The sequence below is a fragment of the Cupriavidus sp. C3SS-1 genome (assembly GCF_057073755.1).
The window spans coordinates 1,100,666-1,126,475 of the sequence record NZ_CP172700.1 but is presented as its reverse complement, the minus strand read 5'-3'; the positions used below and the strand labels follow the sequence as shown (position 1 = coordinate 1,126,475).

At 66.4% G+C, this 25,810-nt stretch carries 28 protein-coding genes; 18 read left to right on the top strand and 10 right to left on the bottom strand.

Annotation, left to right across the window (positions count from 1 at the left end; translation table 11 throughout):
- Positions 1 to 158 precede the first annotated feature (158 nt).
- The 5 genes from bcsZ (at position 159) to ACIGJC_RS21170 (ending at position 5,742) form a co-directional block, all read left to right on the top strand.
- Positions 159 to 1,190 (top strand): cellulose synthase complex periplasmic endoglucanase BcsZ, encoded by a 1,032-nt coding sequence (gene bcsZ / locus ACIGJC_RS21190; protein WP_483714129.1) that lies wholly within the window; start codon positions 159 to 161, stop codon positions 1,188 to 1,190.
- 334 nt (positions 1,191 to 1,524) lie between these two features.
- On the top strand, positions 1,525 to 3,669 hold the full coding sequence (locus ACIGJC_RS21185; RefSeq protein ID WP_483714128.1) for a glycosyltransferase: 2,145 nt from the start codon (positions 1,525 to 1,527) through the stop codon (positions 3,667 to 3,669).
- 14 nt (positions 3,670 to 3,683) lie between these two features.
- Positions 3,684 to 4,400 carry a cellulose biosynthesis protein BcsS gene (gene bcsS / locus ACIGJC_RS21180; protein ID WP_483714127.1) on the top strand — a complete coding sequence of 239 codons (717 nt, stop codon included), beginning with the start codon at positions 3,684 to 3,686 and terminating at the stop codon, positions 4,398 to 4,400.
- A gap of 781 nt (positions 4,401 to 5,181) precedes the next feature.
- On the top strand, positions 5,182 to 5,442 hold the full coding sequence (locus ACIGJC_RS21175; protein ID WP_483714125.1) for a hypothetical protein: 261 nt from the start codon (positions 5,182 to 5,184) through the stop codon (positions 5,440 to 5,442).
- Positions 5,443 to 5,481: 39 nt separating this feature from the next.
- Positions 5,482 to 5,742: a hypothetical protein gene (locus tag ACIGJC_RS21170; protein ID WP_483714124.1), complete on the top strand. Its 261-nt coding sequence runs from the start codon at positions 5,482 to 5,484 to the stop codon at positions 5,740 to 5,742.
- 68 nt (positions 5,743 to 5,810) lie between these two features.
- Here ACIGJC_RS21170 and ACIGJC_RS21165 read toward each other — a convergent pair whose 3' ends face one another.
- Positions 5,811 to 6,275: a Bug family tripartite tricarboxylate transporter substrate binding protein gene (locus tag ACIGJC_RS21165; RefSeq protein ID WP_483714123.1), complete on the bottom strand. Its 465-nt coding sequence runs from the start codon at positions 6,273 to 6,275 to the stop codon at positions 5,811 to 5,813.
- Positions 6,276 to 6,579: 304 nt separating this feature from the next.
- Between ACIGJC_RS21165 and ACIGJC_RS21160 the strand changes: the two genes are divergently transcribed.
- From ACIGJC_RS21160 to ACIGJC_RS21145, 4 genes are all read left to right on the top strand, one after another.
- Positions 6,580 to 7,458 carry a c-type cytochrome gene (locus tag ACIGJC_RS21160; protein WP_483714121.1) on the top strand — a complete coding sequence of 293 codons (879 nt, stop codon included), beginning with the start codon at positions 6,580 to 6,582 and terminating at the stop codon, positions 7,456 to 7,458.
- A gap of 103 nt (positions 7,459 to 7,561) precedes the next feature.
- Positions 7,562 to 7,894 carry a DUF2322 family protein gene (locus ACIGJC_RS21155; protein ID WP_483714120.1) on the top strand — a complete coding sequence of 111 codons (333 nt, stop codon included), beginning with the start codon at positions 7,562 to 7,564 and terminating at the stop codon, positions 7,892 to 7,894.
- A gap of 73 nt (positions 7,895 to 7,967) precedes the next feature.
- The gene (locus ACIGJC_RS21150; protein ID WP_483714119.1) at positions 7,968 to 8,513 is read left to right on the top strand and encodes a hypothetical protein; all 546 of its coding nucleotides are present in this window, start codon (positions 7,968 to 7,970) and stop codon (positions 8,511 to 8,513) included.
- Between the two features lie 101 nt (positions 8,514 to 8,614).
- On the top strand, positions 8,615 to 9,595 hold the full coding sequence (locus ACIGJC_RS21145; protein WP_483714118.1) for a bifunctional helix-turn-helix transcriptional regulator/GNAT family N-acetyltransferase: 981 nt from the start codon (positions 8,615 to 8,617) through the stop codon (positions 9,593 to 9,595).
- Between the two features lie 73 nt (positions 9,596 to 9,668).
- Here the strand turns inward: ACIGJC_RS21145 and ACIGJC_RS21140 are convergent, their stop codons facing one another.
- Entirely contained in the window at positions 9,669 to 10,400 is a 732-nt protein-coding gene (locus ACIGJC_RS21140; RefSeq protein WP_483714117.1) for a BON domain-containing protein, read from the bottom strand.
- Between the two features lie 173 nt (positions 10,401 to 10,573).
- On the bottom strand, positions 10,574 to 12,238 hold the full coding sequence (locus ACIGJC_RS21135) for an AMP-binding protein (RefSeq protein ID WP_483714116.1): 1,665 nt from the start codon (positions 12,236 to 12,238) through the stop codon (positions 10,574 to 10,576).
- Positions 12,239 to 12,966: 728 nt separating this feature from the next.
- Between ACIGJC_RS21135 and ACIGJC_RS21130 the strand changes: the two genes are divergently transcribed.
- The 5 genes from ACIGJC_RS21130 to ACIGJC_RS21110 all read left to right on the top strand — a co-directional run bounded on the left by ACIGJC_RS21130 (position 12,967) and on the right by ACIGJC_RS21110 (position 16,573).
- Positions 12,967 to 13,134, top strand: coding sequence for a hypothetical protein (locus ACIGJC_RS21130; protein WP_483714115.1), 168 nt, complete (start codon positions 12,967 to 12,969; stop codon positions 13,132 to 13,134).
- 179 nt (positions 13,135 to 13,313) lie between these two features.
- A complete protein-coding gene (locus tag ACIGJC_RS21125) occupies positions 13,314 to 14,195 on the top strand; it encodes a pirin family protein (protein WP_483714114.1) in 882 nt (293 codons plus the stop codon).
- A gap of 100 nt (positions 14,196 to 14,295) precedes the next feature.
- Entirely contained in the window at positions 14,296 to 14,973 is a 678-nt protein-coding gene (locus ACIGJC_RS21120) for a hydrolase (protein ID WP_483714113.1), read from the top strand.
- 194 nt (positions 14,974 to 15,167) lie between these two features.
- Positions 15,168 to 16,199: a DNA topoisomerase IB gene (locus ACIGJC_RS21115; protein WP_483714493.1), complete on the top strand. Its 1,032-nt coding sequence runs from the start codon at positions 15,168 to 15,170 to the stop codon at positions 16,197 to 16,199.
- A gap of 170 nt (positions 16,200 to 16,369) precedes the next feature.
- A complete protein-coding gene (locus tag ACIGJC_RS21110; RefSeq protein ID WP_483714111.1) occupies positions 16,370 to 16,573 on the top strand; it encodes a hypothetical protein in 204 nt (67 codons plus the stop codon).
- Between the two features lie 50 nt (positions 16,574 to 16,623).
- Here the strand turns inward: ACIGJC_RS21110 and ACIGJC_RS21105 are convergent, their stop codons facing one another.
- From ACIGJC_RS21105 to ACIGJC_RS21095, 3 genes are all read right to left on the bottom strand, one after another.
- Positions 16,624 to 17,136 (bottom strand): hypothetical protein, encoded by a 513-nt coding sequence (locus ACIGJC_RS21105; protein WP_483714110.1) that lies wholly within the window; start codon positions 17,134 to 17,136, stop codon positions 16,624 to 16,626.
- 178 nt (positions 17,137 to 17,314) lie between these two features.
- Complete coding sequence (locus tag ACIGJC_RS21100; RefSeq protein ID WP_483714108.1) at positions 17,315 to 17,944, bottom strand: ParB-like protein; 630 nt, start codon at positions 17,942 to 17,944, stop codon at positions 17,315 to 17,317.
- Between the two features lie 51 nt (positions 17,945 to 17,995).
- Positions 17,996 to 19,003, bottom strand: coding sequence for a BON domain-containing protein (locus ACIGJC_RS21095; RefSeq protein ID WP_483714107.1), 1,008 nt, complete (start codon positions 19,001 to 19,003; stop codon positions 17,996 to 17,998).
- A gap of 277 nt (positions 19,004 to 19,280) precedes the next feature.
- Between ACIGJC_RS21095 and ACIGJC_RS21090 the strand changes: the two genes are divergently transcribed.
- The 4 genes from ACIGJC_RS21090 to ACIGJC_RS21075 all read left to right on the top strand — a co-directional run bounded on the left by ACIGJC_RS21090 (position 19,281) and on the right by ACIGJC_RS21075 (position 21,666).
- Positions 19,281 to 20,138: an SDR family oxidoreductase gene (locus ACIGJC_RS21090; protein ID WP_483714106.1), complete on the top strand. Its 858-nt coding sequence runs from the start codon at positions 19,281 to 19,283 to the stop codon at positions 20,136 to 20,138.
- Between the two features lie 64 nt (positions 20,139 to 20,202).
- On the top strand, positions 20,203 to 20,616 hold the full coding sequence (locus ACIGJC_RS21085) for a hypothetical protein (RefSeq protein WP_483714105.1): 414 nt from the start codon (positions 20,203 to 20,205) through the stop codon (positions 20,614 to 20,616).
- Complete coding sequence (locus ACIGJC_RS21080; protein WP_483714104.1) at positions 20,609 to 21,235, top strand: ParB-like protein; 627 nt, start codon at positions 20,609 to 20,611, stop codon at positions 21,233 to 21,235. Before ACIGJC_RS21085 ends, ACIGJC_RS21080 begins: the two co-directional genes overlap by 8 nt.
- Before the next feature lie 188 nt (positions 21,236 to 21,423).
- The gene (locus ACIGJC_RS21075) at positions 21,424 to 21,666 is read left to right on the top strand and encodes a DUF2188 domain-containing protein (protein ID WP_483714103.1); all 243 of its coding nucleotides are present in this window, start codon (positions 21,424 to 21,426) and stop codon (positions 21,664 to 21,666) included.
- Positions 21,667 to 21,690: 24 nt separating this feature from the next.
- On the opposite strand, the gene ACIGJC_RS21070 is transcribed toward ACIGJC_RS21075, so the two are convergent.
- From ACIGJC_RS21070 to ACIGJC_RS21055, 4 genes are all read right to left on the bottom strand, one after another.
- Positions 21,691 to 22,794, bottom strand: coding sequence for a flavodoxin family protein (locus tag ACIGJC_RS21070; RefSeq protein ID WP_483714492.1), 1,104 nt, complete (start codon positions 22,792 to 22,794; stop codon positions 21,691 to 21,693).
- 41 nt (positions 22,795 to 22,835) lie between these two features.
- Complete coding sequence (locus ACIGJC_RS21065) at positions 22,836 to 23,555, bottom strand: BON domain-containing protein (RefSeq protein WP_483714102.1); 720 nt, start codon at positions 23,553 to 23,555, stop codon at positions 22,836 to 22,838.
- A 185-nt stretch (positions 23,556 to 23,740) separates the two neighbouring features.
- Positions 23,741 to 24,688, bottom strand: coding sequence for a glycosyltransferase family 4 protein (locus ACIGJC_RS21060; RefSeq protein WP_483714101.1), 948 nt, complete (start codon positions 24,686 to 24,688; stop codon positions 23,741 to 23,743).
- Entirely contained in the window at positions 24,681 to 25,805 is a 1,125-nt protein-coding gene (locus ACIGJC_RS21055; protein ID WP_483714100.1) for a glycosyltransferase family 9 protein, read from the bottom strand. The genes ACIGJC_RS21060 and ACIGJC_RS21055 overlap by 8 nt, the downstream gene beginning before the upstream one ends.
- Between the last annotated feature and the right edge of the window lie 5 nt (positions 25,806 to 25,810).

The window sequence follows — 25,810 nt, the reverse complement described above, 5'->3', positions numbered from 1 at the left end:
TGACAAATCAGACACGTCGTCGCTTCCTGGCTCGCGCCGGCGCGTTAGGCACCCTCGCCATAGTTGGTTCCAAGCCTTCAGCAAGCTCGGGAGGTCCGCCAACTTCGACACCGCGCGCACGGCCTTGGCCACTTTATCTGCAGTTCCTGGAGCGCTTCGTGCAAGCGGATGGCCGTGTCATCGATTTTTCTACGCCCGCCCACCAAAGCACGTCGGAGGGACAGTCGTACGGCATGGTGTTTGCCTTGATCGCCGGCGACCGCAATACGTTTGACCGACTGTGGCAATGGAGCGTGACCAACCTTGGAGATGGCAGGTTGGACGACAAGCTTCCCGCGTGGCAGTGGGGACACCGCGACGACGGCACGTGGGGAGTAATGGATCGCAATCCGGCGGCGGATGCCGACTTGTGGTTCGCTTTTGCGCTTGTTGAAGCGGCGCGTGTGTGGAATGTTCCTGCCTATGCCTGCGCAGCGCGCGCTTTGCTGCGCCAGGTTGCAGCGCAGGAAATCGTCTCCCTGCCCGGCTTCGGACCCATGCTGCTCCCTGGCCCACAAGGATTTATCACGAACGGCCCAGGTCTATGCCGTCAATGGCGGGTCAATCCGAGCTATCTGCCCGTGCCGCTTCTGCGGCGACTGGCCATATTCGACCCTGAAGGCCCGTGGGGGGCGTTGGCGGGACAGGCGGCTAAGCTGGTCCGCGCGTTGTGCCGCGCAGGCGTCGTACCGGATTGGGCCGCCTACCGCGCCGGGGACTGTGGACACGGATTCCTGCGCGATCCAGTAAAGGGAGACATCAGCAGCTACGACGCTGTGCGAGTTTATTTGTGGGCTGGCATGACACCAGATCAGGACCACACGCGTCGCACGCTGCTCCAGGCATTGCTGCCCAATGCTGCGCGCATGGAAGGCCGTCCCGCTCCGCCCGGGAGAATGCACACGGAGACCGGGAAGGTTGAAGGCGCCGGACCCCCGGGCTTCTCCGCAGCGTTGCTGCCATTCCTTAAGGCCGTGGAGTCGGCAGCTCTGACGACTCAATGGGTTCGTGCGCAGCAAATCGTGGGAGCGCCGTCAGGGGCTAGCGGCCCGTCCTACTACGACACGGTATTGGGCCTGTTCGGTCTGGGCTTTGTCGAGCGGCGTTACCGGTTCTCTGTCTCGGGGCAACTCGACTTGCTCCAGCACTGAGAGGCGCTCGACTTCCGTCACCTCGGCACTGGGCACGACTCCCTAAAGTCGCTTACGCCACATTTCCAGTTGCACGGCATCAGGCGATTCGGCTGAAGGAAGTCTAGGGTGAGGCACTCATTCGCAGGAAACCGACACTCGGGTATCCTGACATGCGCATCGCGCGGCACAATGGAGCCGATGTCGACGCCATCTTGGCGGTTTGCAGATATCATGCGGACCGCTTCCAAAGGCGTAACAGAATGTATCAGTGGAAGGCTCACGTGGGCATGGGCTCGCCTGCGTCCTTGTCCGTTTATCCCCCGACAATGCAAGCCGAAGAATGAACGTGAGTATGAAAACGGAACAGCCGAACCGCGCCATCAAGCTCCTTGTCGCCGTCTATATCTTGGTGGGACTGGTGTACATGGGGTGGCGTCTGGGCACAGTCAATCTGTCGGCCCCCCTCTTCTCGATCCCGCTTTACGCGGCCGAGGTCTACGGCTACGTCAGCGGCCTGCTCTTCATCCTGATGACGTACCGGCTCACTGTCCGGGAAGCGCCACAGCCGGAGCCAGGCCTGACTGTCGATGTCTACGTACCGACCTATAACGAGTCCGTCGAACTGATACGGCGGACGCTGCTGGCAGTCATGCGTATGGACTATCCGCATGTCACATGGCTGCTTGACGACGGCCGCCGGGAATCGATGCGCGCGTTGGCCGAGGAACTCGGCTGCCGCTATCTGGCGCGCGACGACAATGCGCATGCCAAAGCCGGGAACCTCAATAATGCGCTAAAACACAGCACTGGCGACTTCATCGCGATCTTCGACGCCGACCACGCGCCGCGCAAGGATTTCCTGATGAAGACTCTCGGGTACTTCCGCGATGAGCGCGTTGCATTCGTTCAGACGCCGCAAGACTTCTTCAACATCGATTCCTTCAACCATCGCCAGGGCAAGAAGCGCGTCTGGGATGAACAAGCACTGTTTTTCAAGGTGATCCAGCGCGGCAAGGACGCGCTCAACGCGGCGTTCTTCTGTGGCAGTTGCGCCGCGATCCGCCGGTCGGCCGTCGTGCGAATCGGCGGCTTTGCCACTGAAACCGTCACCGAAGACGTGCACACCGCTATTCGGATGCACAAGCTTGGCTATCAGTCGGTCTACCACGCGGAATCATTGGCGTTCGGACTGGCACCGCACAGCATCGATACGTACCTGAAGCAACGGATGCGCTGGGGAATGGGAGCCATGCAGGTCTTCCGCCGCGAGAACATTCTGTTTGGACGAGGACTGACGCTGGGCCAGCGCCTGAACTACCTCGCATCGGCACTGTTCTTCTTCGAAGGCTGGCAGAAGCTGGTCTTCTTTCTGATGCCCCCTGCCGTGTTCCTCACTGGTGCACTGCCGATCGTCGCCCCGTTGAACACGTTCCTCCTTCTGTTCTGCCTTTACTACTTGCTTTCAATACTGGTCCACCTGGAACTTGGACGAGGATACAACTCTCTGTTCCTGAGCGAGCAGTACGCCATGGCACGGTTCTTTGCGTTCATGTCCACCAGCATCGGATTGTTTCGCAAGAACATCCCTTTCGCTGTCACTGACAAGCAGATGTCGCAAACAGGAAAGATGTGGCTATGGCTTTCGCCGCTTCTCGTCATCTGCGGCGTGGCGGCGGCCAGTGTTCCTGTCGGCATCTACCGGATCTACAACGGTACGATCCCGCTCGGCGCAGGCTTGGTAACGATGTTCTGGACGCTGATGACGCTGGGCTCGGCCGTGGCGGTTGCCATGTACGCGCGCAAGCATTCGCTCAATCGCCGGACAGAGTATCGCTTTCCGTTGCATGTCCCGATCACGGTGACGCACAACGACAAGACCTATCTTGGCCTTACCTCGGACCTGTCTCCGAATGGCGCTTTGTATGTCGGTGAAACGTTGCCCACTCTTTCGCTAGGCGACGAAGTGGCCGTCGCAGTGCACCTGCCTAATCTCATCGTTCGTGATACGGCAACCACAAGCTTCGTCAAAACGACGCAGACTGGATCGGTCAGCGAAATATCGATCGGATTGCGCTTCAAATGGTCGATACATGGCAATACCGGCGCGCTTGAAACGTTTCTGTTCGGCAGCCGGCTCCAACTCGAGATGGGCGGCCTGCGTGAAACAGAGACGCCTCCGCTAACCCGTCTGGCCGAAATCATCAGGCGAGGCGAGAGTCAGTCTTCCGTCCCGGCCAATTGGGCTGCGGGGTTGTTAATGCAGCCGCTGCGCACAGGTATGCTGCCGGTGGCAATCGCCACCATTGAAGGCGGAGCACCGTTGCTATTCAGCAGCATCGAGTTGGACCATAGCGCGAGCGCAACGTTGCGCCAGCGCTATACCGGGCAGAAGGGACACCAGCGCGACCAGGCCATCCGTCTCACCCCCACGGGTCGTGTAACATCCCCCACCGGTGACTTCCATCTCTATAACATTGCCGTGCACGGCGCGGCCTAACACAGAGTGACTTTATGACGCAGTTCACGCGCCATGGCGCCGCACGCCGGCTGCTCGCCGCAATGCTTCTCGGAGGAGCCTCGCTGCTGGCTTCGATGCCGGCAACAGCAGGTCCATTCGTGTTCGGGGGCGCAAGCTTTGCGGGTGGCGGCGAGCGCGGCGAGTACGTAGGTGTTAGCGACAATCTCCTGCCGGTATCATTCCTGACCCAGAAGTTCGTGGTCAGCGATTACCACTACAAGTACGATTCCAACGGGACCACCGTCTCCGTGAACGGACAGTCCGCGGAAGCTGCGATCGGCGTGAAGAACGGCTGGCAAACCGGGTGGGCAGAGGCCACGGTCGGGGCGCGGTATCGCTACAACCGGGTATCTCCCGAGGGCGCTGACAATCGTAATGACGGCGGCGAATGGGGACTGGCGCTGACCGTGCTGGGTCAGCAGGAGTTCGCGCAAAACTGGGCGGTCAATGGCATCGGGAGCTACAACTTTGGACCGAAGGCTTACTGGGCGCGAGGGCGCCTGCTCTACAAGGTTTTCGGCAAGGCCTGGGCCGGCGTGGAGTTGATCAAGCACGGCGATCCTTTTTACCATGCCACGCAGGGCGGACTTGTGCTGACGGGCATCTCCGTCGGCAAGGATCTGAATCTCGGGTTTTTTGGCGGCGCGAAGAAAACAGCAGGAATCCCGCGTGCCTTTTATGGTGGGCTTGAGCTGTCCAAGGCGTTTTAATGCGAAAAGGCGGAGTTCGCGAGCTGGCCTTTTCCGAAAGACGATCAAGGTTTGGCGGTCGGCATGAAGAGCGTGACGAACACCATCAACAACCTGGCCGGCATGGTCGCGGCCCTGCAGCATTGAGCGGCGGCGGTAGGCAGAGCTAGCGAGGTCGCCCACCACTCTGCCGCCACTACCCGCACGCTCCGCGCGGCTCCAATTGCTGCAAAGATCGCCCCTTGATGGGCGATTTTCTTTGTCCATCACCGATTTCCGGAGACAACCGATGAGCCGATGGCCGCGCTGACGACTGGCCGCCAACCGGTTTAGTCAAGCTCCTGCGTGATGAAGAGACCCAGTCGAAGACCGGCACGCTCGTGTTCACGCTGATTAACGTGAAGAGGGACGCGCAGGCCGTGGCATAAGCCACCGACGCGCCGTATCCCCACCACCGCGCGGCGCTTCGGCGTCGCGCGGTTCAGTATCAGGCAGACCCCAGCAATGCTCGGCTGCGGGCAAATCGTTCCGCGAATCGGCTCGCGATTCGACGGACGCCACGCAGGTGTCGGCCTGCCGCGAACACGCTCGCACTCCAGTGTCGGTGCCGGGCAAACAGCGGGACCGGCCATGCCGTCCCCTTCGCGCACGGAGATTGGCGGTTTATCTTTTTATTTCAATGACTTGATAGCGCGATGCCGTTGCCGGCGACGCCCTGGCATACCCCATGCGTATATCCCTCCGAGCGCAACATCTGATGCTCACCACCGAAAGCCAGACCGGACCATCAAGGAGCTACATCATGTCCCTCACCATCCAGAACCTGCCCCTCGAACAAGACCTCGACCACGCCAAAATGGGCGCCGTGCGCGGCGGCAGCGTCTTCGTCAATTCCGCCATCAATGCCATCACCGGCGGCTCGGGCGTCTCGTTCGCCAGCCCGAACACGATCGTGGCGCCGGTCACGCAAGTCGATGCGTCGACCCGCACCAGCGTCGACATGAAGACCGTCAACAACATGCTCAACAACGTCGGCGGCATCGTCCAGGCGCTGCAGCACTGATCCCGCACCCATTTCGCACCACCTTCCCAGGAGACCATCATGTCCTTGACCATCCAGAACCTGCCGCTCGAACAAGACCTTGACCACGCCAAGATGGGCGCCGTACGCGGTGGCAGCGTCTTCGTGAACTCCGGCATCAATGCCATCACCAACGGCGCGGGCGTTTCGTTTGCCAGCCCCAACACGATCTTCGCACCGGTCACGCAGGCCGACGCCTCGACCCGCACCAGCGTCGACATGAAGACCGTGACCAACACGATCAACAACGTGGGGGGCATGGTAGCGGCCTTGCAGCACTGAGCCGCGCCGCAGGGACGGAGCCGCCTCGCGCCACCGTCCCTGCCCCGATATCCCCGATGCCAGGCGGATCACTCCAGCGATACGCCCAGCTTGCGGATCAGCTCGCCCCAGCGCTTGCTGCCCGCAGCCAGCCACTGCGCGCCCTGGGTGCCGTCCGTCGCCTGGGGCCGCACGCCCTGGGACAGCAGCGTCTGCTGGAAGTCGCCATCGGCAAACACTGCCTTGAGTTCCTGCTCCCAGCGCACGCGGATCGGCGACGGCGTCGCGGCCGGCACCAGCATCACGAAAGCGAATTCGGCTTCGAAGCCGGACACCCCGGTTTCCGCCACCGTGGGCGCATCGGGCCGCAGCGGATCGCGCTTGAGCCCTGACACGGCCAGCGGCGCCAGCTTGCCGCTGCGGATGTACTGCACCGCCGTGGGCGTGGCGAGGAAGCCCGCCGGCACCTGCCCCGCCAGCACGTCGCTGAGCGCCGGAGCATTGCCCTTGTAGGGGACGTGGGTGCCCTGGATCTGCGTGCGCGCCTTGAGCATCTCGAAGGCGATATGCCCTGGCGAGGTTGCCGGTCTTCTTGCCGGGATGGGTCACCAACACCTGGTCGAAGGTGCCGGCCAGCCCGACTGGCAGCAAGTCACGCGCCGGGTTGATCGACATCGTGCGGTAGCCAAACGAATTGGCCCGTTACCATGGTAACGGTGCCCCTCAACCAATTGAGCCAACGCGCGCGGCGGGTTACAGTCTGATCCGCCCCAGGGTCCCCGACCCCGGGAGAATCAGTCCGGACAGGACCGCGGCCAGGGGGCCGGCGGCATGATCCCGGGCGCGGGAGACCAAGGCATGAACGCGTGGATAGCAAGGACGTTGGGCAAGATTGGCTTCGCGGCCGCCATGGCAGTCGGCATGTCAACGCTGGCGGTCGCGGCCGGCCCCGGTACGCTGACCATTACGTCAGGCACACAGCAACGAAGCTGGACGGTCGAGCAACTGTTGCATGATCGCCGCCTCGCCGATATCAGCGTCGACGACGAGAACCTGAAGCTGCGCGTGACCCTCAAGGCTATCCCGTTCGCAGCCCTGCTCGTCGGCCTGCCGGTGACGGCCGATGGCAGCGCCACCACGGCAGCCTCTGACGGCTACGTGTCGCACCTGCCGATGGCCATGCTGCTGGCCGAGGGCAAGGCGCAGCCGCGTGCGTGGCTGGCGGTCGAGAATCCCGCAGCGCCGTGGCCAAAGCTCAAGGGCCAGGGCATCGGACCGTTCCGGCTGGTCTGGACCGGTCCGGCCGGACGCGCCGGAAAGGTCACCGAGAGCTACTGGACCTACAACATCGAGCGCATCGACATTGCCGCTTCACCCGCCGCGCGCTATCCGGCCATCCGTCCGGCCGCGGGGCTGCCCGCCGATGGCCCGGTCATGCGCGGCTTTGCGGCGTTCCAGCGCGTCTGCCTGTCCTGCCATTCGCTGAACCGCGAGGGCGATTCCCACCTCGGCCCGGACCTGAACCTGCCATACAGCCCGGTCGAATATCTGGGCGACGACAAGCTCGCGGGGCTGATCCGCAATCCGCAGTCGCTGCGCTGGTGGCCCGAGGCCCGCATGCCGTCGATCGACCCGCAGACGCTGCCCGATGCCGAACTCCGGGACCTGCTCGCTTATTTCCATCACATGGCGACCCACCGCAAACCCGAAGCCACCGCCGCCGGGCCCCGGCAGTAACGCTCCTGTCCCCCTTGCGCGGTCCGCGGGCCGCGCAAGGGGCCGGGGCTCGTCCGGGATCGGATAAGATACGCCCCGTTTTACCAACCAACGGAGTGCTTCAGTGATCCAGCCCACCCCTGTATTCAAGGACAACCTCGCCCAGATGCCCGCGATCGACGCCGTCGCGCGCATCGACCTGATCGACGGCAACGGCGCGGTGGTGGCCAGCATCGAAAACCAGCCGGGCAAGCAGGGCTCGCTGGCCGTGTATCACTACCTGCAACAGGCCTTCGGCACGCTCGATGCCAAGGCTGCGGAATATGGCCTGGGGCTGTTCGCCGAACACACCCTCGACGCCCGCAATCGCCCCGGCGCCCATCCGAACGTCGACCGCCTGCTGGCGATCGTCGCAGGCGCGCAGGCGCTGCGCATCGACGTGGTAGCCAAGGCCTGAGGCCGTCCGGATATCAAGTGACCGCATCAAAGCGCCGTAAGACTCTACAGATTCCGCCCGGAGGATTGCCCGAATGAAGAAGGTTTTCCTGTTCGCCGCCGCGTTTTCGGCGTCCATCGCCTGTGCCGAAACGCCGGGCAACCTGGCCGCACCGCTCGGCCTGGAACTCGGCAAGACGCACTGCGCCCGGCTGACACCCGGCCCGAACCGCGTGACGACCGGCAAGGCGCCATGGGCCGGCGGAGACGCCATCGAACTCCGCAATCTCGACCGGTTCAACCTGCCGGGCCTGAGCCGCGCGATCGTCAACTGCGATGCCCAGGACACCGTAGCCCTGATCAGCCTGACCTTCGAGCGCTCGGCACTGCAAGAGGTGACCGGCAAGCTCGACGCGCGCTACGAGTCCAAACGCAGGACCGAAGCCAATGCCGAGAACGCCTATGCCGAATGGGCGGCGGCCAACGGCAGCCTTGAGCTGCTGTCTGCGCGCGATGGCAAGCATTTCACCGTCGCGTACTGGGCCAAGGGCGCCAAAGCGAAGTACTTCGCGTACAGCGGGACCAGTGAGAAGAAGCCGGCCGCGCCGGCAGCACCCGCGACGACGCCCGCACCGTTGTAACGGCGCCCTGCCCGCTCCAGTCATCTCGGTAAGGCCGGACTTGATTGAGTTGCGATCCGCAACTATATTGATTGCGGATCGCAACTCATTGGAATCAGTCCATGGATCTCGTCGACATCCCGGCCAAATCCCGTGAAGCGACAATTCTGGAGCTTCGCGAATTCTCCCGAAGGCTCGTTCGCGAACTGGGTTTCATGCGAACCACCCTGGCCGATAGTGACCTTGCGCCGTCCGCGGTTCACGCGATCATAGAAATCGGGACGACCCCTGGCATCAGCGCAAAGGCGCTGGGCAATATCCTGCGCCTGGATAAATCAAACACGAGCCGACAGCTCGCGAGGCTGGAGCGTAGCGGGCTGGTCATGCGCAAGACCGCAATCGATGATGGCCGGTCGTCCGAGCTCTATTTGACCGGCGCAGGACAGACGCTCCGCAAGAAAATCGACCGCTTCGCAACCGACCAGGTTTCCAGCGCGCTGCGACGGATGGTTCCCGCCGACCAGCAGGCCCTGGTTCGTTCTCTCGCGCTGTACGCCGACGCGCTCACGCAAGACAATGCGGTCAAGACTGCCGGCGGAGACGCCGACATCGCACCGGTTCTGGAGGGCTACCGCCCCGGCTGCATTGGCGATATCGCAAGCTTGCACGCACGGTTTTATTCGGCGCATTGGGGCTTCGGCGCGTTCTTCGAGCAGAAGGTGGCGACAGAGCTTGCGGAGTTTGCCGGCACGCTGCCCGCGGCTGGCAAGGCTCTGTGGCTGTACGCCGAACATGGCCGCTCTCTCGCCTCGGTTGCCATCGATGGAGACAACGAAACGGGCATCGCCCATTTGCGCTGGTTCATCGTCGACGATTCACTGCGTGGCACGGGTATCGGACGGCAGTTGATGTCGCACGCGATGAAATTTGCCGACGAGCGCTTCCGCGAGACATACCTCTGGACGTTCAAAGGGCTGGATGCGGCCCGCCATCTTTACGAGTCATTCGGTTTTCAATTGACCGATGAATTCGTGGGATCGCAATGGGGAACCCAAGTCATCGAGCAACGGTTCAGGCGCTGGCAGCCTCAACCTCTCGCATAAAACCAGAACGGACCGTGGGGCAACGCCGGTCCCGGCGCCGCCCCACGAACACCGCGATCCAGCGGACCGCCGCTCAGTTTCGCAGCGCGATATGGTTGACGACGTTCTCCACGCCATGCACATACCAGGCGTCGCGCTCGATCTGCTTGCGCGCATAGTCGGTCGCCGCATAGCCTTCGAGCGTCACGACATGGTTCTCGGTGCGAGCGGTGATGCGGCCCGCATCGACGAACGGATCGGTTTCCAGCACGAGCATCAGCGCTTCGGTGATCTCGTCATCGCGATCGGTCTCGGCCGGTGCCACCACCAGTTCATTGACGACGCAGCGGCAACCGCGCGACCACCACGCCAGCACGCCGGCCAGGCGCATATGCGACAGGCTGATGACTTGCCCGCTCAGCGTGACCACGCCGTTGCTGGCGGCCACCTCGATCCAGCCGCTGCGCTCGCCCACGGCCTCGCGCATGGGCTCGAGCTGTCCCTTCACCTTTGCGCAGATCTTGCAATTGCGGAAATCGATAGCGTTCAGCAAGCGCTCGCAGACCGCATCGCGCAGCTCGCCGTCCCCTACCGGTGTGGCGCCGTCGGCCACGCGCAGGTGGTCGATTACGCTGGTCACCCCATCCACGCGCCGCACCAGGGCGGCCGCACGCGTCTTGTCGACAATGTCCGCCACCTCGCCTTCCAGGATCAGCGCGCCGTCGGACAGCCGCAAATGGATCTCGGGATGGAGGTGGTGACCCTGATAAGGCACATGTGCCAATGCTGCGCGCGCCTGCGTCAGCACCGCTTCGCTACTCTGCATGATGTCTGCCTCGCCTGATGGTCTGGAGCTGGGAAGGAGCGCGCCCCTGCCTGCCGGCACGCCTGGCGCGGCGCCGGCCTGCTGCCGATGACCCGTAGCAGGCCGGCGCCGCCTCCCCATTATAGGAAGCGGTATGGCGGCCTTCCTGACGCGTTGGCGGGCCGTTGGCGGCGTCAGGCCGCCGGGGCGCCGCCCTGCGCGTCGCGCACCTTGGCGACCTCCTGGTTGCGCAGGATAAAGCGCTGGACCTTGCCGCTAGGCGTCTTGGGCAGTTCCGCCAGGAACTCGATCTCGCGCGGGTAGGCGTGGGCCGCCAGGCGATTGCGCACATGCAGGCGCAATTCCTCGGCCAGTTCCGGCGTCGGCCGGTATTGCGGATCGAGCACGACGAAGGCCTTGATCAGTTCCGTGCGCTCCGGATCGGGCTTGCCGATCACGGCGGTTTCGACCACGGCCGGATGCTCGATCAGCGCGCTCTCCACGTCGAACGGCCCGACCCGGTAGCCCGAGGTGGTGATGACGTCGTCGGCACGGCCGATGAAGCTGATGCTGCCATCGTCGTTGAGTTCGGCGGAATCGCCCGTCAGGTAGTAGTTGCCGACAAAGGCGCGCGTGGCCGTGCCGTGGTAGCCGGGGAACCAGCACATCGGCGACTGCGTGAGATCCAGCGCCAGCGTGCCCGGCTGGCCCGCGGGGAGTTCGTGGTGCTCGTCGTCCAGCACCACCACGCGGTGGCCCGGGCTGGCAAAGCCGGCCGCGCCCATGCGTACCGTATGCGCCAGCGCGTGGTGATTGCACAGCACCATGCCGGTTTCGGTCTGGCCATAGTGGTCATGGATGGTCACGCCCAGCTCGTTGGCGAACCAGCGGATGACTTCCGGGTTGAGCGGCTCGCCGGCGCTGCTGACCACGCGCAACTGGCCCCGCAGCGGTCCCGACACCGCCTTGCCTGCCGCGATCAGCAATCGGTAGGCGGTCGGCGACCCGGCCAGGTTGGTGATGCCGTATTTCCGGATCACGCGGCATGTGCTTTCGATCGTGAACGGGCCGTCGTAGAACGTGGTCGGATGGCCCAGCGCGAGCGGTCCGGTCACCGCGTAGTACAGCCCATAGGCCCAGCCGGGATCGGCCAGGTTCCAGAAGGCGTCCTGCTCGCGCAGGTCGACCGCGTCGCGCATATAGCCCGCGAACGCCACGATAGCCTTCAGCGGCACCTGCAGCGGCTTGGCCGGGCCGGTGGTGCCCGAGGTGAACATCATCAGGAACGGATCGTCGCCGCGCCGCATGACGGGCTCGAACTGCGCGGGCTGGCGCTCCACTTCGGCCCAGAAACTGAAATCGCCGCGCACCAGGCCCCGGCCCTTCTCGCCGGCCACGGTGACGATGGGAGGACAGTCGGCGACATCGTCGAGCTTGCCGCGGTTGGCACCGTCGGTCACCACCAGCTTGGCGCCCGAGGTGTTCAGCCGGTGCTCGATGGCCTTGGGCCCGAACGCGGTGAACAGTGGCTGGTAGACCGCGCCGGCACGCCACACGCCGAGGATGGTGGCGAGCAGCTCCGGCGTGCGCGGCAGCAGGCCGGCCACGCGGTCGCCCGGTTGCACGCCCTGCGCCTTCAGGAAGCCCGCCACCTGCGCGGAGAGCGCCTGCAGTTGCGTGAACGTCCAGGTCTCGGAGGCCCCGTCCCGCCCTTCCCAGAACAGGGCGATGCGGCCCGGCAGCGCATGCCGGTCGCAACACTCCACGCAGGCATTGATGGCATCGAGATTGCCGTGCAGCTGGCGGCTGACGGAGTCCGGGTATGAGAATCCGGCAAAGGCTTCGGTGTAGTTGCGCATGGTGTCTCCAACCTTGTCATAGCTGTTCTGCGGCGCGGTGCAGCGAGGCACCCGCCTGTGCCGCACGAGTGTGTGCCAGCGGCCTGCACGCGGCAATAGCCGATTGCACCAGCACGGCTGACGGTTTTTGCCATGTGCGCGGCGTCCGGCACTTTCACCGGACCGCGAAGGTTGACGCACCCTGACTGCAGGGCTAGACTGCGCGCTGTTTTAAAGCCTTGGGGTTCCAATTGGACTCAGCCAGTTGTCCTGACGGACATCACCGGTAACCCTCGCCAGACCCGCATCCCTCCGCACTGCTGACGCTTGCGCCAGCACGGCATCGCAGGGCCACCGTCTGGCAGGAATTGCCTGACGGTGCGCATCGATCGCGGCATTCGCCGCGGACGTTTCTCCCGCACCACTCGAATTTGCATCGCATGTCCGGCACGCTCGCGCCGCGAGCCGCCGCGCATGCCCGCTTAGCCCGACCCGGTCTGTCGCCGGCACGCGCACGCATGCCGTCGGTGGCCACAGCCGTGCGCCTTGCGCGTGCCTTGCCGGCACGCGCGTCGGCCCATGCCGATCCACCCGAACCGGAGCTTTCCATGCCCGACGACCCTTGTAGTCCCTTACCAAAGCCGGCGCGCACCGGGCCCTGCCCGCGCGCCGTTCCCGCAAGCTCCCGCTTCCGGCCGCCGCAGTACTGAGCGTTGGCGCCGGATCGGGAATCCCATCGGAGACCTGCCATGAAGTTCTCGATCCTGCTGCCTGACTTCCGCCACCCTGACGTCGCCGCGCACGACGCCGACCGCCTGCGCGCCATGCGCGACCTGTCCAGCCCGGGACGCCTGCGGTGGCGTGCGCTGAAGCGTCTCGGTGCGATGCTGCGCGGCTGGCGCCTGCAACCGCGCTGACATCCCCGGGTGCCGGCGTCGCGACCGCGGATCGCGGCGGAGGCATTGGCACCCCCTTCATCGTTCCACTGGTAGAACTCTGATAACGGATTCTGGCGTCTACAACTCGCTTCGTCCCAGTTCTATGCTTTCTCCATCGACCCGGCACCGCTGGTCAGCGAAACAAAAAGGAGATGGCAATGAAGAGAATCCTCGGGGTCTACAGCGCTCCGCGTCCCCACTGGGTAGGCGATGGCTTCCCGGTCCGTTCGATGTTTTCCTACCAGAGCCACGGCAAGCAGCTCAGCCCGTTCCTGCTGCTGGACTACGCCGGCCCGGCCGACTTCACGCCGACCAGCCAGCCGCGTGGCGTGGGCGTGCATCCGCACCGCGGCTTCGAGACCGTGACCATCGTCTACAAGGGCGAAGTCGCGCACCGCGACTCGACCGGCCGGGGCGGCGTGATCGGCCCCGGCGACGTGCAGTGGATGACGGCTGGCGCGGGCATCCTGCATGAAGAGTTCCATTCAAAGGCGTTCTCCGAATCCGGCGGACCGCTCGAGATGGTGCAGTTGTGGGTGAACCTGCCGGCGCGCGACAAGATGGCGATGCCGGGTTACCAGGCCATCACCAGCGACGACATTCCCGCCGTGGCGCTCCCGGCCGGTGCGGGAACCGTGCGCGTGATCGCCGGTGGCTTCGACGGCCACGCCGGACCCGCGCACACCTTCACGCCGCTGCAGGTGTGGGACATGCGCCTGAACCAGGGCGGCATCAGCGAGCTGCCGGTGCCCGATGGCTGGAACGCCGCGCTGATCGTGCTGCGCGGCACCGTGCGCGTCAATGGCGACACCGTTGCCGGCGAAGCGCAGATGGTCCTGCTGGACCGCGCCGGCGAAGGCACCTGTGTCGAAGCCAGCACCGATGCCACGGTGATCCTGCTGGCCGGCGAGCCGATCGATGAACCGATCGTCGGCTATGGCCCGTTCGTGATGAACACCGAGCAGGAAATCCAGCAGGCGCTGGGCGACCTCAACAGCGGCCGCTTCGCCAGCATGGCTTGCCAGCCCGCCAACACCTAGTTTCCGTGGGCCTCGCTCACGCCCTATCGCCCGCCGCCGACCGGTGGCGGGCTTCAACGACAGCCTGTGCCCAGGCACCCAACGTTCAAGGAGATTCACCATGAGCAGCCCTGCCAACTTCAACGGCAAGCGCCCCGTCATTGACCCGGCCGATACCGCCATGCTGCTGATCGACCACCAGAGCGGCCTGTTCCAGACCGTAGGCGACATGCCGATGCCCGAACTGCGCCAGCGCGCCGCCGCGCTGGCCAAGATGGCGACGCTTAGCAAACTGCCCGTCATCACCACCGCCTCGGTGCCGCAAGGGCCGAACGGCCCGCTGATCCCCGAGATCCACGAAAACGCCCCGCACGCGAAATACGTCGCACGCAAGGGCGAGATCAACGCCTGGGACAACCCCGAATTCGTCGCTGCCATCGAAGCCACCGGCAAGAAGACGCTGATCATCGCCGGCACCATCACCAGCGTATGCATGGCCTTCCCGGCCATCAGCGCGGTGGCCGACGGCTACAAGGTCTTTGCGGTGGTCGACGCCTCGGGCACGTACTCGAAGATGGCGCAGGAGATCACGCTGGCGCGCGTGGTGCAGGCCGGCGTCGTACCGATGGACACGGCAGCCGTCGCCTCGGAACTGCAGCACACCTGGCATCGTGATGACGCGCAGCAATGGGCCGAGGTCTACACGAAGATCTTCCCGGCCTACCAGTTGCTGATCGAAAGCTATATGAAGGCGCAAGCCGTGCTGAAGGACGGCGAAGTCCTGGATTCGGCGCGCTGATCCGCGGGCGCGCCGCTTCGATCCGTCCCCGCGTTGTCCGCGCCCCTGTAGGACAGCACCCACTGAACATTCGCCAACCGCTCCATACAATGAAATGGTCCGGCGCACCGCCCGGTGCGCCGCTGGCCTGCACAAGGAGCGGAGCAATGCGAGCATCGGAAGGCTGCTGCGCCGAGGCCACCCTGGTGGGTGGCATGGACGAAGACGCCCGGGCCGCCTTGCGCGAAGCAGGCCTGCACTACGTCGACGACAGCATGCCGGGCATTACCCGGCGGCGCCGCGGCAGCGGCTTTGCTTATGTCGACGCGCACGGCAATCGCGTGCGCGACGCCGCCACGCTCGCCCGCATTGCCGCGCTGGCCATTCCTCCCGCCTATGAATCCGTCTGGATCTGCGCCGACGCCAACGGGCATCTGCAGGCCACGGGCCGCGATGCGCGCGGCCGCAAGCAGTACGTCTACCACGCCGACTGGGGCGCGCTGCGCGACACCGACAAATATGCGCGCCTGCCCGACTTTGGCAGGACCCTGCCGCGGCTGCGCGGGCGGGTCGAGCGCGACCTCGGCCGCAACGGCATGCCGCGCGAGAAGGTCATTGCCGCTGTCGTGCGCCTGCTCGACGCCACGCTGGTGCGCGTCGGCTCGCCGCGCTACGCGAAGCAGAACCGCACCTACGGCCTGACCACGCTGCGGCGGCGGCACGTCAGCGTGCATGGCAGCAAGCTGAGGCTGCAGTTCACCGGCAAGAGCGGCATCACGCACGACGTGTCGGTCAATGATCCACGCGTGGCCCGTGTCGTGCGCAGCTGCGCCGAGTTGCCGGGCCAGTGCCTGTTCAAGTATGTCGACAGCGAAGGCGACGTGCGCGAGATCGGCTCCGCCGACGTCAATGCCTACCTGCGCGATGTCACCGGCGGCGACTTCACGGCCAAGGATTTCCGTACCTGGGCCGGCAGCGTCCATGCCCTGGCACTCCTGCGCGAGGCAGCACGCGCACCCGCGGCAACCGAGGCCCAGCGCCGCAAGGCCGTGGCCGACGCCATCAAGACGGTGGCGCAGCGCCTGCGCAATACCGTCGCGGTCTGCCGCAAATGCTATGTCCATCCCGCGGTCATCGACGCCTTTCTCGCCGACGCTACGGAAGGCGCCGCGGGTCCCGCCCGGACACACCTTCGCGCGGACGAAGCACGGCTGCTCAGACTGCTGGAGAAGACGGGCACCGCGTGACGTTCCCATCCCAGGGGGCGAATGCCGTCGCGCCTGACTGACACCCATAAAAGTGCGGCTCTCGATCTGATCGTGTCACTGTACGAAAGGGGCGAAATACGGACAGTTTTCGGACACCTGCGCCGGCGTTTAATTCGCCAATATGACCGGAACATGAAGGGGAGACCACTATGCCCGACTTCCGAGACGCAGTCGTACTCAATCGCTACATTGGCGAAACCAGGGCAAAGGTGAAGGCGCAGGAGAGTCGGTTGAAAAAGCTCAAGGAAGCGGGTCAGGACCATCAGGAGGCCGACAGGTTGCTACAGGTACTGCGAGGCGCCCTTGCCGCCCTGGAGACGCGCGCCGCACAAGCGATGCAGACGATGAAGTGACCGCCCCGGCGGCAAGGTAGAAGTCCACGGCCCGCGGGCTGTGTAGCACCTTAGCGTCCGCCGCCTCCCGGACCAGCGCCTGCACCAGTGCCTGCGGCGCCACCAGTGCCCGTGCCGGGCGATCCGCCGCCCATTCCCGTGCCTGCACCGGTGCCCATGCCGGCGCCGCTGCCCATGCCGGCCCCGCTGCCCATGCCGGTTCCGCCTGGCGTACCGGTTCCAGGGGTCGTACCCGTCCCGCTGCGAGCCCCGGTGCTACCCCGCGTGCCGTTGGACCCTCTCATATCGCGCGAGCCATGCGCGCCGCCGGTGCCAGTGGCGCTGCTCGTGCCGTCCGTGCTGCCCCGAGTATCCGACGAACTGGCGCCACCACGCCTGGTGCCCGGCGTGGTGGCATAGCCGGTTCCGGGTTCGGTGGCGGTGCCGCCGCTCGTGGCGGAGGAACCCGTGCTGCCGGGGCCCGCGGTACCACCGGCGCCGCCTGGCGAGCCTGGCGTGGTCTGGGCAAGAACCGACCCGCTGAACAGCAGCACGGCCGCGGACGCGCAAAACATCCTGGACATTGACATCTCCGTCTCCTCATAACTGTCTGGTGACGCGGCGGTTGCCGCCCCCGTGCCGATGCAACGGGCATGCCACGGCGTGGCGCGCCTGCGACGGGCGGGCGAAAGCGCGGACCGTGTGAAAGCTGCACGGGCTCCATCCCCCGCTTGCAAGCCGGGCAATGCTGCAGGACCGTGGTCAACACAGCCGGCCGATATAGCCCGGCAGTGACCGGGCCTCTTCACTTTGGGCCAGGCGAAACGCGCGCACCAGCGCGGCCGCGAAGGACGGCTGCGAGTCCAGCGGGCCGTCGATGTGGCGCCGGAAGAAGTCCGCCCACCGGAAATCGGGATACGCCTCGCGGACCTTGCGGTAGCCGCCCGCCAGCTGCACGAACGCTTCAAGGCTGCGATACGGGTCGTCACGCATGTCGTGGATGGACGCCGGCAACTCGGTCAGCGGCCGGCGTTGCCCGTGCTCGTCATAGGGATGCACCATGTGCTTGGCCACCATCCATTGCCAGAACGCGTGCGCATCGAGCCGGCTCAGGTCCCGGCGGACGATCGCCGGTGCGTGCGTCAGGCCGAGGTCGTGCCACGCGCGCACCCAGTGGTGATGGTCGACCACGTAGGGCACCTGCTCCGGGCCGATGATCACATGCACGCGATGCCGGTCAAGGAACGCCGGCCTGCGCGCGGGCGCTATGCGGCGCGTCACGTGCACCTTCTGGGCAACGTGGTAGGCGCCTATCGTGATCTGCGTGGGATGCAAGGCGTCGAGCGGCATCATGAGCTTGCTGTCGTCGCGAAGGACACGGGGTTGGCGCATGCTGGCACGGCGTTGAGATGGCGCGGCGGGCAAGCCGCCGTGCCGTGTGGCTCAACTCTTGTTAAGCGTGCGGTTGGGCGGCGTGTCCGCGCCTTCCAGATGGCCCGCTACGGGACCCGCGCGTTCCGTCCCCTGGTTGCGCTGCACGCGCAGCCGGTTCTCGACCTCGTTCACGCCGAACACGGCCTCCGCGATTTCCTCGATCGCGTATTTTTCGCGCCGGGCCTGTACCGTGCCTTCGAGCATGACGACGCCATCGGAGACTTCCACCGAGACGTCGGAGACGTCGACGTTCGGGTTCATCGCCAGCCGTTCGCACACATCCTCGTGCACGCGTTCATCGGGACGCCGGTAGCCCTTGGGCCCGACCAGCCGCCGCGCGGAACTTGAGGCGCCGCCGCTGCGGGCGCGGTCGCCCGCATCGTCGCGATACAGGCGCTGGCCACCACTGTACGACTGGCCGCCGCTGCGCGAATCACCGAAATACCCGCCGCCATAGGCGGGCTGCCCGCCGCGCTGTGCGCGGTCGCGCGCCATGCCTTCGTCCCAGTGCATCGCGCGGCCACCGCGCCCGCTACTGCTGCCCGCGCCGGAATCGAAGCTGCCTTCATAGTTGCCCGAGTCGAAGCCGCCCTGCCCCCAGTGCTCGCGCTGCGAGCCTTGCGAGCCTTGCGAGCGCTGCGCGCCTTGCGAGCCCTGGGAGCCCTGTGAGCGCCGCTCGTGCTGCTGGTACCCGCCGTCACGCGCAGACGGCTGGTAGCCGCCATAGGTGTCGCTGTAGGGATTGCCGCGGCCGCCCATGTCGGCGGCGCCGTAGCCCTGTTCACCCCAGCTGCCGCGCGGCTGGCCTGCCGGCGTGTCCTGCTGGTGCCAGGCACTGCCGCGCGAAGATTCGCCGCGCCAGTCCTCGCCCCACTCCTGGCCCCAGTCCTCGGAGCCGCTGCCCTGGCCTTCGTCGTGCCCGGCACCGTGTCTTTGCTCACCCTTTCTTTGCTGCTCCTGCCGCCCGTAGTCGCCGCCTTCGCTGCCGCTGCCGCGGCCCTTGCGGAAGTTGAACATGTCTAGCCTCCTTGCAATCGTGGTCGGGCGGGCTGCCTCCCGCCGGACCGCATCGAGTACCAGCACACCGCAAGAACCGTGCCCCTGAGCATTCGCGGCGGCGTGGCGAGCATCACAACGGCAGTTCCTTCACACCGGCGTCGGGCTGCGGTAAGGATTTCCATGCAGGTGTAAGGCTTACGGCAGTCTGCCTCGCCAGCCGCACAGTGACGCAGTGCCGCGCCGAGGCATGGAACTTGCGCGAGGCCCGTCGAAACGCCGCTTTCAGGAGCACGCCATGTCGACGCCCAAAGACCTTCCTCCGCAACACCAGGACCGGCAGCCGGGCCTGCAAAGCCCCATGCACCCGCAGCCAGACAGCGGTGCCGATGACTATGTCGGCAGCGGCCGGCTCGCCGGCAAGATCGCGCTCGTCACCGGCGGCGACAGCGGCATTGGCCGCGCCATTGCCGTGGCTTTCGCGCGCGAGGGCGCCGATATCGCCATCGCGTACCTGAACGAGCATGCCGACGCGCGCGAGACCGTCAGGCTGGTCGAGCAAGCCGGACGCAAATGCGTGTCGCTGGCTGGCGATCTCGCCGACGGCAGCCATGCCGAGGCCGTCGCCGCGCTCGTGATCGACGCCTACGGCCGCCTCGACATCCTGGTCAACAACGCCGCCGAGCAGCATCCGAAGCCGTCGCTGGAAGACGTCGACGCAGAGCAGGTGGAAGCCACGTTCCGCACCAACGTCTTCGCGATGTTCCAGCTCACGCGGGTGCTGCTGCCGCATCTGAAGAAGGGCTCGGCCATCCTCAACACCACCTCGGTCACCGCGTACCGCGGCAGCGCGCACCTGCTCGACTACTCGGCCACCAAGGGCGCGATCGTGTCGTTCACGCGCTCGCTGGCGCTGCAGGTCGTCGGGCGCGGCATCCGGGTCAATGGCGTGGCCCCCGGCCCGATCTGGACGCCGCTGATCCCGTCCACGTTCAGCGCCGAAGAGGTCGAGGAATTCGGCAAGAAGACGCCCATGGGCCGCCCGGGCCAGCCGTTCGAGGTCGCCGCGGGCTTTGTGTTCCTGGCGTCCGACGCCGCCAGCTATATCACCGGGCAGATCCTGCATATCAACGGTGGCGAGGTGGTGAACGGATAGCAGCATCCGCTCCGCCGGGGCAGCCCTGGCGGCACAGATTTTCGATTGCAGCAGGAGAGCAGCCATGTCACCGATCGTATTCGGACGATTCGAGACCGTCGCCAGCGCCGAAGATGCCGCGCGCGCCCTGTACGCGCACGGTTTTTCCGTCTGGGATGTCTCGATCCTCTCTGCCGCGCCGGAGGCCCGGCACGCGGGCGTGACGCCGCGCGTGGTGCTCGCGGCGTGCGTGCGCCGGGCCAATCCGTCCGTCGCCGCCGACGTGCTGCGCGAAGCCGGCGCCATGGACCTGGACCGCACGCAAGGCAACTGGGACGGCGGCCGCTGGACCGATTTCGACCCCGCCGTGCACGGGCAGCGCCGCGATGCCGCCCAGCCGGTGGCGCGCGAAGCGGTGGACTCCGAAAGCACCGGCAACGAAGACCCGGGCAGCGAACTGGAGCAATACGTCGACCAGCAGCGCGCCGGCCATGACTAAACGGCGCAAGGCGATCGCCGAACTGGCCCGGCTGCGTCCGACCCAGCTCACGCTGGGGTACATCCATGTGCGCGACAAGATGACCGCGACGCGCCGGCACCAGGACCCTGGCGACCTCGCCGCGCTGCGCCGGTTTCTGCGCTGCCACCGCATCAAGACCGTGATGGGTCCGGGTGGCACGCTGTTCATCGCCGATCATCACCATTGGGCCCGGGCATGGATGGAACTCGGCTATCGCCGGGCGCCCGTGTGCATCCTGCATGACTTGAGCAAGCTTTCCCCATCGGCATTCTGGAAGCGCATGGATGCGCTCGGCTACGTGCACCCCTACGACGAACTCGGGCAGCGGCTGGGCGTCAAGGCGCTGCCTGCCAGCGTCATGGGCATGCGCGACGACGCGTACCGCAGCCTGGCGGCTTTCGCGCGCCAGGCCGGCGCCTATCGCAAGCCTCCCGATGCGGCCGGCGACTTCCGCTGGGCGGGCTTCCTGCGCGAACGCGTGGCGGAAGACTTGACTTCGATCGGCGGCTTCGCGCTGGCGTTGTCACAGTCCATCCGCCTGGCACGCAGCACCGCCGCGCGCCGGCTGCCCGGTTACTGCGGCGCCGTTTCGGCCTGAGCGTCCCGGCGCCCCGAATTGCCATGCCATGTCGCCGGCGGCACACCGGCCAGGCCCGCCAGTGGCATCAATGCCACAAAACGCACCGCATTCCGTTCCGATGACGCAAAAGTAGGAGCCCGGCGGACGGCAGCCGGGGGCCTTGCCATGTAGAACACAGGCATGGGTTCGCATCGGAGGTGTCTTATATGTCCAGCCAGAGTTGTTCCGTTAAGGTATTCCAGACCGAAGCCGGCCAGTGGTCAGTGCAATCGGATGCCCCCGGCGCCGACCTCGTCGACTACCCTTCGCAGGGCGATGCCATCACCGCGGGTGTGCGCATGGCCATGGCTGAAGGCGCCCTGCTCACGATCCACGCCGCCAACGACGCCAGCGGCAAGAGCAAGAGCGAGATCGACTTCGCCGGTTGCTGCGCGCCGCAGCTGGCCTGACGACGGCCGGCTCGCACGTTCCGCCTACTTCGGGCGTGGCGCAACCAGGTTGCCGCCTACGGCCGGCAACTTTCCTTCACGCCGCAACTTGACCGCCTCCGCCACGGCGGCGCCGGCGTTCTCCGCCTCGCGCTGCACGCCCGCGTCCTCGTCCAGCGCGCGGTGCGAGGTCGCATACGGCGTGTAATAGCCGATGTAGCGGTCGAGTTGCGCCAGCGGCCCGGCATCGATCAGCCCCATCCAGCCGAGCCAGTCGCCCAGCGCGCGCCGCACGCTTCCCACGCCGGCCACGTCCCCATGCACGATCAGTCCGTAGACACGGCCGGCCAGATGCTTCGGGTAATCCCACCCCTTCAGCTCCAGCGCCTTGGCCTCCGCCACGGTCTTGCCATGCGTGCTGCTCGGGTCGGGATTGCCGCCATCCGCGCACACCAGCCGGTCGATCATCAGCTTGAGCGGGCTGGCCGCCTGGTACCAGTAGGTCGGCGTCACGATCAATACGCCATGCGCCGCCACCCAGCGCGGGTAGAGCTCGTTCATCCAGTCGTTGACCTGGCCGAGCGCATGGTTCGGATAGCAGCTGCACGGCCAGTGGCACAACGGCATGGCGGTGGAAACGCAGCCCTTGCAAGGGTGGATATGGCGGTCCGGATCCGAAGCCAGCAGGCTCAGGTCCAGGGTATCGACCGTGATCCCCATGGCCTCCATGCGGGCACACGCAAGCCTGGCAAGGCGCCAGGACTTGGACACCTCGCCCGGGCAGGTGAAGTCGTTGCGCGACGCACCGATCACCAGCAGCACACGCGGGTCCGCGTTGGGATCGTCGTGGCGTCGCGCGGCGTCGCGCACGGCATCGCGGGCCTGGCGCCACTCGACGGAGAGGTCATAGTCCGGATCCGCCGCGCCAGCACCGGCTTTCTCGGTCACGGGCGCCTTGCGGCCCTGGCAATAGGCATCCCAGGCGATCGCCTCCAGCCGGTCGATCGATGCGTCTTCCTTGCGGAAGGCCGGGTCGAAATAGCGGGCACGAAAGCGCGCGCGGAATGCCTCGCGGGACATGAATTCGACGACCTGTCCCTTGCGTATGTCGCGCGCCGCATCGGCGCTGGCGTTTTCTTGCTTGGCCATGGCGGTAAGGGCGTCGGGTGTCGGACCGTGGTCCGGTGGGTTCATGTGGCGTCCTGCGAAGAGGTCGAAGCGCGCCCCACGCGAATCTGGTTGTCGACGTCCCGCACGCCAAACACCGTATCGACCACTTCCTCGATGCGGTACTTCTGCCCGCGTTCCCTGACCTTGCCGCTCAGTGTCACGATGCCGTCCGCGACGGCCACCTCGACCTCGCTCACATCGAACCAGCTATGGGCCAGCCGTTCGCACACCTCGTCCTGGATGCGCCCGTCCGGGCGGTGATAGCCCTTTGGCCCGCAAGCCTGGCGCTGGCCGGCGGCGTGCTCGGGGCGCCCGAAATCCATGGGCTCCCATTGCGCCGCGCCGGCGAATGGCATGTAACCGTGTTCGCCCTGCCCTGTGTCCCGGGGCGCACGGCCGGCGCCCCACTCCTCGCGCTGGGTGCGCAACAGCCGTTCCCGGTCGTCGCCGTAGCCGTTGCCGCCGCCCTGGTGCCAGTCCCGGCGCGAACGCCAGTTCGGATCGCGCGGCGCGGGCGGGGCACTGGCCTCAGGCGCTTCGGTGCGGGCGCCGCGACGCGGCGCGCCTGGCGAACGGGGCGATGTCGACCAGCCATTGGCCGGCTGCCGCGCGCCGGCCTGCCAGCGCGGATCGGCGCCGGCGCTGCGCTGCCGGCTAACCGCCTCATCGTCAAAGTTGTCTGGCGGGTCCTGGTCGGACGCGTCGTAGCGCCGGCGGTCACCATAATCGCCTCGGTTCATCGATAGCTCCGGTTATGAGTGGCATGGGCCCGGTGCCGGTCGCACCGGCCCCTGCGCCCAACGTCGCCGCAAGTTCCATACCGCCGCGCCACGCGCGCCACGGCGCCGCCAGCGCGCGGGCCGCGCCGTGTGATTTACATCGCTACCGGGAAAACTTGCATCTCAGCCAGCAGGGCGCCACGGTGTCATCCGGCCACGTCGCGGAACGCCGACTGCCAGTCAGCCACGAAGCGTCCAATGCCAAAGCGTTCGTGCGCCGTGCGCGCCGCCGCCTGTCCCCACCGCGCCGCAAGCACGGGCTCCTCGATCAGTGCCCGCATGACCTCCACCAGGCTCTCCGTGCGCGTATCGACATAGCCATTGGAGCCGTTGCGGATCACCGTCGACAACTCGGTGGTCGCCAGCCCGACGACGGGCATGCCGATCATCATCGCCTCCACCACGGCGAGCCCGAGGCTGGTGTAGCGGATCGGGTGGAAGAAAAACCGGTATCGCGCCATGAACCCCGCGAGCTGGTCGTTCGGGACCTCGCCCAGGCCACCGGACGCTTCGGCTTCCATGCCGACCAGATCTAGCGCCACCATGCGCCGGGCTTCGGCGAACACATCCGCCCCAAGCCGGCGCCCGCGCCGGCCCAGGTGGTTGACGACACTGATGCCGCGCGCGAGCGCGCCCGTGTACCGCACCGACGCGTCGACCACCACGCCATGCTCGATCACGCGCGTGGGCGTGACCCCGCTGTCCCACATCAACGCGTTGAACGGCGTCACATGCACGAGCAGCACATTGGGGTCCTGGACCGGGTGAAGCGTGTTGGTGGGGTGCTCCTGCGGGGGATCGTGCTCGAGATAGAGCGTCGGCAGGTTGCGCTGCACGGGCGTGAGCAGCGCTTCCCGGTCGTGCTCATAGTGGCTGCGATGCTGGTAGAGCACGCAGTCGAACTCCGTCGCGGCCACGCGCTCCCAGGGCACCTCGTGCACATTGCGTCCCCACGGCAGCGAGCCGCCCACGCCGGCATAGCCGGGCGGATACCCCTCCCGCGTCACCAGGTAGAACTCATGCGGTACCTGCGACAGGTAATACAGGTAATTACCGTGGACATGCCACGTGAGGATGCGCAGTCGCCTAGGCATGGTCATAGCTCTGCAACGCCAGCCCCAGCGCTGCGGCCGCGACCGCATCCGCCGTGATCGCCGTCGCGCATTCGTGGCGAATCGGGCATTTCTGCCAGCCACAGGGGCGGCACGGCGGATAGGAGGCAAGCACCTGATGCAAGGTGATGTCCAGGGGCGCCCAGCGCTGGCTGTCGCCGCCGCACGAGACCACCACGCTCGGCGTATCGAGCGCGGCGGCAAGGTGCGACGGACCGGTGTCGTTGCACAGCAGCAGCCGCGCATGCGCGATCAGCGCGGCCAGTTCGCCCAGCGGCGTGACGCCGGTCAGGTTCACCACGTCGCCGCCGACCAGCGAGCACAGCCGGTGCGTCAGCATGATTTCGTCGGGCGCGCCGGTGACCACCACCTTCCAGTGCGCGCGCAGCCGCAGCGCGACTTCGGCAAAGCGCTCGACCGGCCAGCGGCGCGACAGCATCCGCGCGCCCGGATGCACGCAGATGTACTCGCCCCCGACCAGCCCGTGCTGCTCGGCAAGCCGCTCCCAGCCGGCATGGTCCTGCGGCCGTAGCGGAAACGAAAGGTGCGTGTCGACGTCCGGATATCCCAGTGCGCGCGTCAGGCCCAGCAGGCGTTCGATCTCGTTGCCGTCGGGCCAGGGGATCAGCCGCTCCGTCTCGCCGGCCAGGCCCGCTTCCGCCGCGCTGGAGCAAAAACCGGCCATGGCCCGTGCGCCGAGCTGGCGCACCACATCGTTGCTGAGCGTTCCGCTGCCGTGGAGCTGGATGGCCAGGTCGAACCGGCGGGCGCGCGCCGCGGCATGGAACGCGGCCTGCGCCGCGCAGTCGACAGGCTGCTCGGGAAAGCCCGGCGCGCCTGGGAACACCAGCACCTCGTCGATCAGCTGCGCGAAGCGGCTGGCAAACTCGCGTGCCCAGGGCAGGCCGATCAGCGTGATCTGCGCATCGGGCTCGCCTTCGCGCAACGCGCGCAGGGCCGGCACGGCGCAGAGCATGTCGCCGAGCTGCAGCGCGCGAAACACCGCGATGCGACGACCGGCGCGGCCCGACGCCGGGCTGGCTGACGGCAATGGCAGCACCGCGGCCTCTCCCAGTCCCGCGCGATCGCCTCTTTCCATGTTCC

Bases quoted from the DNA above. Each gene is read 5' to 3' on its own strand.
- ACIGJC_RS21185 (WP_483714128.1), top strand. From the start codon at position 1,525: ATGAAAACGGAACAGCCGAACCGCGCCATCAAGCTCCTTGTCGCCGTC.
- bcsS (WP_483714127.1), top strand. From the start codon at position 3,684: ATGACGCAGTTCACGCGCCATGGCGCCGCACGCCGGCTGCTCGCCGCA.
- ACIGJC_RS21175 (WP_483714125.1), top strand. From the start codon at position 5,182: ATGTCCCTCACCATCCAGAACCTGCCCCTCGAACAAGACCTCGACCAC.
- ACIGJC_RS21170 (WP_483714124.1), top strand. From the start codon at position 5,482: ATGTCCTTGACCATCCAGAACCTGCCGCTCGAACAAGACCTTGACCAC.
- ACIGJC_RS21165 (WP_483714123.1), bottom strand. From the start codon at position 6,275: ATGCTCAAGGCGCGCACGCAGATCCAGGGCACCCACGTCCCCTACAAG.
- ACIGJC_RS21160 (WP_483714121.1), top strand. From the start codon at position 6,580: ATGAACGCGTGGATAGCAAGGACGTTGGGCAAGATTGGCTTCGCGGCC.
- ACIGJC_RS21150 (WP_483714119.1), top strand. From the start codon at position 7,968: ATGAAGAAGGTTTTCCTGTTCGCCGCCGCGTTTTCGGCGTCCATCGCC.
- ACIGJC_RS21145 (WP_483714118.1), top strand. From the start codon at position 8,615: ATGGATCTCGTCGACATCCCGGCCAAATCCCGTGAAGCGACAATTCTG.
- ACIGJC_RS21140 (WP_483714117.1), bottom strand. From the start codon at position 10,400: ATGCAGAGTAGCGAAGCGGTGCTGACGCAGGCGCGCGCAGCATTGGCA.
- ACIGJC_RS21135 (WP_483714116.1), bottom strand. From the start codon at position 12,238: ATGCGCAACTACACCGAAGCCTTTGCCGGATTCTCATACCCGGACTCC.
- ACIGJC_RS21130 (WP_483714115.1), top strand. From the start codon at position 12,967: ATGAAGTTCTCGATCCTGCTGCCTGACTTCCGCCACCCTGACGTCGCC.
- ACIGJC_RS21125 (WP_483714114.1), top strand. From the start codon at position 13,314: ATGAAGAGAATCCTCGGGGTCTACAGCGCTCCGCGTCCCCACTGGGTA.
- ACIGJC_RS21120 (WP_483714113.1), top strand. From the start codon at position 14,296: ATGAGCAGCCCTGCCAACTTCAACGGCAAGCGCCCCGTCATTGACCCG.
- ACIGJC_RS21115 (WP_483714493.1), top strand. From the start codon at position 15,168: ATGGACGAAGACGCCCGGGCCGCCTTGCGCGAAGCAGGCCTGCACTAC.
- ACIGJC_RS21110 (WP_483714111.1), top strand. From the start codon at position 16,370: ATGCCCGACTTCCGAGACGCAGTCGTACTCAATCGCTACATTGGCGAA.
- ACIGJC_RS21105 (WP_483714110.1), bottom strand. From the start codon at position 17,136: ATGTCCAGGATGTTTTGCGCGTCCGCGGCCGTGCTGCTGTTCAGCGGG.
- ACIGJC_RS21100 (WP_483714108.1), bottom strand. From the start codon at position 17,944: ATGCGCCAACCCCGTGTCCTTCGCGACGACAGCAAGCTCATGATGCCG.
- ACIGJC_RS21095 (WP_483714107.1), bottom strand. From the start codon at position 19,003: ATGTTCAACTTCCGCAAGGGCCGCGGCAGCGGCAGCGAAGGCGGCGAC.
- ACIGJC_RS21090 (WP_483714106.1), top strand. From the start codon at position 19,281: ATGTCGACGCCCAAAGACCTTCCTCCGCAACACCAGGACCGGCAGCCG.
- ACIGJC_RS21085 (WP_483714105.1), top strand. From the start codon at position 20,203: ATGTCACCGATCGTATTCGGACGATTCGAGACCGTCGCCAGCGCCGAA.
- ACIGJC_RS21080 (WP_483714104.1), top strand. From the start codon at position 20,609: ATGACTAAACGGCGCAAGGCGATCGCCGAACTGGCCCGGCTGCGTCCG.
- ACIGJC_RS21075 (WP_483714103.1), top strand. From the start codon at position 21,424: ATGTCCAGCCAGAGTTGTTCCGTTAAGGTATTCCAGACCGAAGCCGGC.
- ACIGJC_RS21070 (WP_483714492.1), bottom strand. From the start codon at position 22,794: ATGGCCAAGCAAGAAAACGCCAGCGCCGATGCGGCGCGCGACATACGC.
- ACIGJC_RS21065 (WP_483714102.1), bottom strand. From the start codon at position 23,555: ATGAACCGAGGCGATTATGGTGACCGCCGGCGCTACGACGCGTCCGAC.
- ACIGJC_RS21060 (WP_483714101.1), bottom strand. From the start codon at position 24,688: ATGCCTAGGCGACTGCGCATCCTCACGTGGCATGTCCACGGTAATTAC.
- ACIGJC_RS21055 (WP_483714100.1), bottom strand. From the start codon at position 25,805: ATGGAAAGAGGCGATCGCGCGGGACTGGGAGAGGCCGCGGTGCTGCCA.